This is a genomic window from Moraxella sp. 179-F 1C4 NHS (assembly GCF_045370505.1).
GTDB lineage: Bacteria > Pseudomonadota > Gammaproteobacteria > Pseudomonadales > Moraxellaceae > Faucicola > Faucicola tetraodonis.
Genome location: NZ_JBIQEC010000047.1, coordinates 1 through 5,445, shown reverse-complemented (window position 1 = coordinate 5,445; position 5,445 = coordinate 1). Strand labels below are relative to the sequence as shown.

Below are 5,445 nucleotides of genomic sequence, written 5' to 3'. Positions count from 1 at the left end.
ATAGGGAGCTGACGATGACCTACTCTCACATGGGCGAACCACACTACCATTGGCGCATTGGAGTTTCACTTCTGAGTTCGGGAAGGGATCAGGTGGGACCTCCAAGCTATTATCGTCAGCAAAGGGGGATAGAGAAATGAATATGTTTAATAAAAGTAAAGTATGAGCTATATCAAGCGAGGTGATAATCGTTATTACCTACAAAGCCATTTAGGCGTTGTATAGTCAAGCCAAACGAGCAATTAGTATTGGTTAGCTACACATATCACTATGCTTCCACACCCAACCTATCAACGTCGTAGTCTACAACGGCTCTTTAGGGAAATCTAATCTTAAGGTGGGCTTCCCGCTTAGATGCTTTCAGCGGTTATCCCATCCGAACATAGCTACTCGGCAATGCGACTGGCGTCACAACCGAAACACCAGAGGTTCGTCCACTCTGGTCCTCTCGTACTAGGAGCAGATCCTCTCAAATTTCCAACGCCCACGGTAGATAGGGACCGAACTGTCTCACGACGTTCTAAACCCAGCTCGCGTACCTCTTTAAATGGCGAACAGCCATACCCTTGGGACCTGCTTCAGCCCCAGGATGAGATGAGCCGACATCGAGGTGCCAAACACCGCCGTCGATATGAACTCTTGGGCGGTATCAGCCTGTTATCCCCAGAGTACCTTTTATCCGTTGAGCGATGGCCCTTCCATACAGAACCACCGGATCACTAAGACCTACTTTCGTATCTGCTCGACTTGTGGGTCTCGCAGTTAAGCGCGCTTTTGCCTTTATACTCTTCGAACGATTTCCGACCGTTCTGAGCGCACCTTCGTACTCCTCCGTTACTCTTTAGGAGGAGACCGCCCCAGTCAAACTACCCACCATACATTGTCCTCAGCTCTGTTAAGCTTGAGTTAGAACCCCAACATTACCAGGGTGGTATTTCAAGGATGGCTCCACAGACACTGGCGTGCCTGCTTCAAAGCCTCCCACCTATCCTACACAGGTAAGGTCAAAGTTCAATGTAAAGCTGTAGTAAAGGTTCACGGGGTCTTTCCGTCTAGCCGCGGGTACACAGCATCTTCACTGCGATTTCGATTTCACTGAGTCTCTGCTGGAGACAGCGCCGCCATCATTATGCCATTCGTGCAGGTCGGAACTTACCCGACAAGGAATTTCGCTACCTTAGGACCGTTATAGTTACGGCCGCCGTTTACTGGGGCTTCGATCAAGAGCTTCGCTTACGCTAACCCCATCAATTAACCTTCCAGCACCGGGCAGGCATCACACCCTATACGTCCACTTTCGTGTTTGCAGAGTGCTGTGTTTTTAATAAACAGTTGCAGCGGCCTGGTATCTGCGACTGCCAATAGCTTTGTAGTGCGTGACTACTCACCATCGGCAGCGTACCTTCTCCCGAAGTTACGGTACCATTTTGCCTAGTTCCTTCAGCAGAGTTCTCTCAAGCGCCTTGGTATTCTCTACCTGACCACCTGTGTCGGTTTCGGGTACGATTTCTTTATGACTATCGCTTAGAAGCTTTTCCTGGAAGCAGGGTATTTGCCACTTCGCTGTACAAGTACAGCTTGCTATCAGATCTCATTAATAGTCTAGCGGATTTGCCTACTAAACCTAACTACATCCTTCCACTTGGACAACCATCGCCAAGCTGGCATAACCTTCTCCGTCCCTCCATCGCATCATAAACAAGTATCGGAATATTAACCGATTTCCCATCGACTACGCCTTTCGGCCTCGCCTTAGGGGTCGACTCACCCAGCCCCGATTAACGTTGGACTGGAACCCTTGGTCTTCCGGCGAACGGGCTTTTCACCCGTTTTGTCGTTACTCACGTCAGCATTCGCTCTTGTGATACCTCCAGCATGCTTTACAACACACCTTCACAGGCTTACACAATGCTCCCCTACCACTTAATTGAAACAATTAAATCCGCAGCTTCGGCTCCTAGTTTGAGCCCCGTTACATCTTCCGCGCAGGCCGACTCGACTAGTGAGCTATTACGCTTTCTTTAAAGGATGGCTGCTTCTAAGCCAACCTCCTAGCTGTCTGTGCCTTCCCACATCGTTTCCCACTTAACTAGGAATTTGGGGCCTTAGCTGGCGGTCTGGGTTGTTTCCCTCTTGACGACGGACGTTAGCACCCGCCGTCTGTCTCCCGGATATCACTCATCGGTATTCGGAGTTTGCATCGGTTTGGTAAGTCGGGATGACCCCCTAGCCGAAACAGTGCTCTACCCCCAATGGTGTTCGTCCGAGGCGCTACCTAAATAGCTTTCGGGGAGAACCAGCTATCACCGAGTTTGATTAGCCTTTCACCCCTATCCACAAGTCATCCCCTGGCTTTTCAACGACAGTGGGTTCGGTCCTCCGGTAACTGTTACGTCACTTTCAACCTGCTCATGGATAGATCACTCGGTTTCGGGTCTATACCCTGCAACTAGACGCCCTATTAAGACTCGGTTTCCCTACGGCTCCCCTATTCGGTTAACCTTGCTACAGAATATAAGTCGCTGACCCATTATACAAAAGGTACGCCGTCACGGAACATGTCCGCTCCGACTGCTTGTATGCACACGGTTTCAGGTTCTATTTCACTCCCCTCACAGGGGTTCTTTTCGCCTTTCCCTCACGGTACTGGTTCACTATCGGTCAGTCAGGAGTATTTAGCCTTGGAGGATGGTCCCCCCATCTTCAGACAGAATTTCTCGTGTTCCGCCCTACTTAATATGCTTCTTATAACCTTTCGAGTACGGGATTATCACCCTCTACGATTGACCTTTCCAAGTCATTCCTCTAAATTATAATCAGTCGGCTCCTCCCCGTTCGCTCGCCGCTACTAGGGGAATCTCTATTGATGTCTTTTCCTCGGGTTACTGAGATGTTTCACTTCTCCCGGTTTGCCTCGTAAATAAATTTACGATACCTGTCTTATGACAAGTGGGTTTCCCCATTCAGATATCGCCGGATCACAGGATATTGCCGCCTCCCCGACGCTTTTCGCAGGCTGTCACGTCTTTCATCGCCTCTGACTGCCAAGGCATCCACCATGTGCACTTCATTACTTGACTATACAACCCTAAATAGCTTCATTTGTTGCCAAATGAGTGACAGCCATTACTTGCTTTGCATCTCGAAATAATTCGAGATTTCAAGCAAGTGCTTACTGCACTTTTCTATTTGAGTTATATTCGTAATGGTAACGATCTTCACCTATGTTTACGCTTGATTCAGTTCTCTTTACTTTTAAGTAATCAGTTATTCCAATCATTTCTTTGGGTCTGATTGGCTGATTACTAAGGTTAATTATCTTCGTTGGAACTTGATAATTAACCCAGACTCATTTCTCTATGTTGTTATTGAATTATCAGACCTTCGTCAGGTCGTGATTTCTGATAAAACAGATTGAAGTAATCTCTTAATACTTACTAAATTACTCTGTCTGCTTTATAACGTTAAGCTAATTATGGTGGAGCCAAGGAGAGTCGAACTCCTGACCTCCTGCGTGCAAGGCAGGCGCTCTACCAACTGAGCTATGGCCCCGATTAGTGGTGGGTCTAATAAGACTTGAACTTATGACCCCTGCCTTATCAAGGCAGTGCTCTAACCAACTGAGCTATAGACCCCGAAAGCCGTTAAAGCAAAGCACCGCTTTGCTAGGCTTGAGCCGAAAATCCTTTAAATAGGATTTTCGCTAGTAACCTTGCAAAGTAATGTTTTATTTACTTGGCTTATTAGCTTACTACACAAGAACAACTTGCTGTGAATTCTCACTTAGTGCTTTAGTTAAGGAGGTGATCCAGCCGCAGGTTCCCCTACGGCTACCTTGTTACGACTTCACCCCAGTCATCGACCACACCGTGGTAAGCGCCCTCTTACGTTAGGCTACCTACTTCTGGTGCAATAGACTCCCATGGTGTGACGGGCGGTGTGTACAAGGCCCGGGAACGTATTCACCGCAGCATTCTGATCTGCGATTACTAGCGATTCCGACTTCATGGAGTCGAGTTGCAGACTCCAATCCGGACTACGATAGGCTTTTTGAGATTAGCATCACATCGCTGTGTAGCAACCCTCTGTACCTACCATTGTAGCACGTGTGTAGCCCTGGTCGTAAGGGCCATGATGACTTGACGTCGTCCCCGCCTTCCTCCAGTTTGTCACTGGCAGTATCCTTAAAGTTCCCGGCTTAACCCGCTGGCAAATAAGGAAAAGGGTTGCGCTCGTTGCGGGACTTAACCCAACATCTCACGACACGAGCTGACGACAGCCATGCAGCACCTGTATGTGAATTCCCGAAGGCACTCCCGCATCTCTGCAGGATTCTCACTATGTCAAGACCAGGTAAGGTTCTTCGCGTTGCATCGAATTAAACCACATGCTCCACCGCTTGTGCGGGCCCCCGTCAATTCATTTGAGTTTTAACCTTGCGGCCGTACTCCCCAGGCGGTCTACTTATCGCGTTAACTGCGCCACTAAAGTCTCAAGGACCCCAACGGCTAGTAGACATCGTTTACGGCGTGGACTACCAGGGTATCTAATCCTGTTTGCTACCCACGCTTTCGAATCTCAGTGTCAATATTATGCCAGGAAGCTGCCTTCGCCATCGGTATTCCTCCAGATCTCTACGCATTTCACCGCTACACCTGGAATTCTACTTCCCTCTCACATATTCTAGCACCACCAGTATCACATGCAGTTCCCAGGTTAAGCCCGGGGATTTCACATGTGACTTAATGAGCCACCTACACTCGCTTTACGCCCAGTAATTCCGATTAACGCTCGCACCCTCTGTATTACCGCGGCTGCTGGCACAGAGTTAGCCGGTGCTTATTCTGCAGGTAACGTCTAATCTAATGGGTATTAACCATTAGCCTCTCCTCCCTGCTTAAAGTGCTTTACAACCAAAAGGCCTTCTTCACACACGCGGCATGGCTGGATCAGGGTTGCCCCCATTGTCCAATATTCCCCACTGCTGCCTCCCGTAGGAGTCCGGACCGTGTCTCAGTTCCGGTGTGACTGATCATCCTCTCAGACCAGTTACAGATCGTCGCCTTGGTAGGCCTTTACCCCACCAACTAGCTAATCTGATTTAGGCTCATCTAATAGCAAGAGCTTGCGCCCCCTTTCACCCGTAGGTCGTATGCGGTATTAATTCGAGTTTCCCCGAGCTATCCCCCACTACTAGGCAGATTCCTAAATGTTACTCACCCGTCCGCCACTAATCATATCTAGCAAGCTAGATAATCATCGTTCGACTTGCATGTGTTAAGCCTGCCGCCAGCGTTCAATCTGAGCCATGATCAAACTCTTCAGTTTAATCTTTCTATCTATTGTCATCGCTATGCCATGTCAATAGATTTAATTTGTTGACTCAATTATTTATACTGTCTTTGCTCAAATAAACTTACGAGTATCTTCACTCTGACAATACAA

Annotated in this window: 2 tRNA genes and 3 rRNA genes; all 5 read right to left on the bottom strand. The window is 48.4% G+C overall.

Features of this window, described 5'->3' with window-relative positions:
* Positions 1-6 precede the first annotated feature (6 nt).
* A 5S ribosomal RNA gene (gene rrf, locus ACH0AB_RS11550) occupies positions 7-120 on the bottom strand.
* Positions 121-221: 101 nt separating this feature from the next.
* Positions 222-3,080, bottom strand: a 23S ribosomal RNA gene (locus tag ACH0AB_RS11545).
* Between the two features lie 396 nt (positions 3,081-3,476).
* Positions 3,477-3,552: transfer RNA gene (locus ACH0AB_RS11540), tRNA-Ala, on the bottom strand.
* 6 nt (positions 3,553-3,558) lie between these two features.
* Positions 3,559-3,635 (bottom strand) — tRNA-Ile (locus ACH0AB_RS11535).
* A gap of 161 nt (positions 3,636-3,796) precedes the next feature.
* Positions 3,797-5,328, bottom strand: a 16S ribosomal RNA gene (locus ACH0AB_RS11530).
* The 16S, 23S and 5S rRNA genes sit together here with 2 tRNA genes alongside, the layout of an rRNA operon.
* Positions 5,329-5,445: the final 117 nt, after the last annotated feature.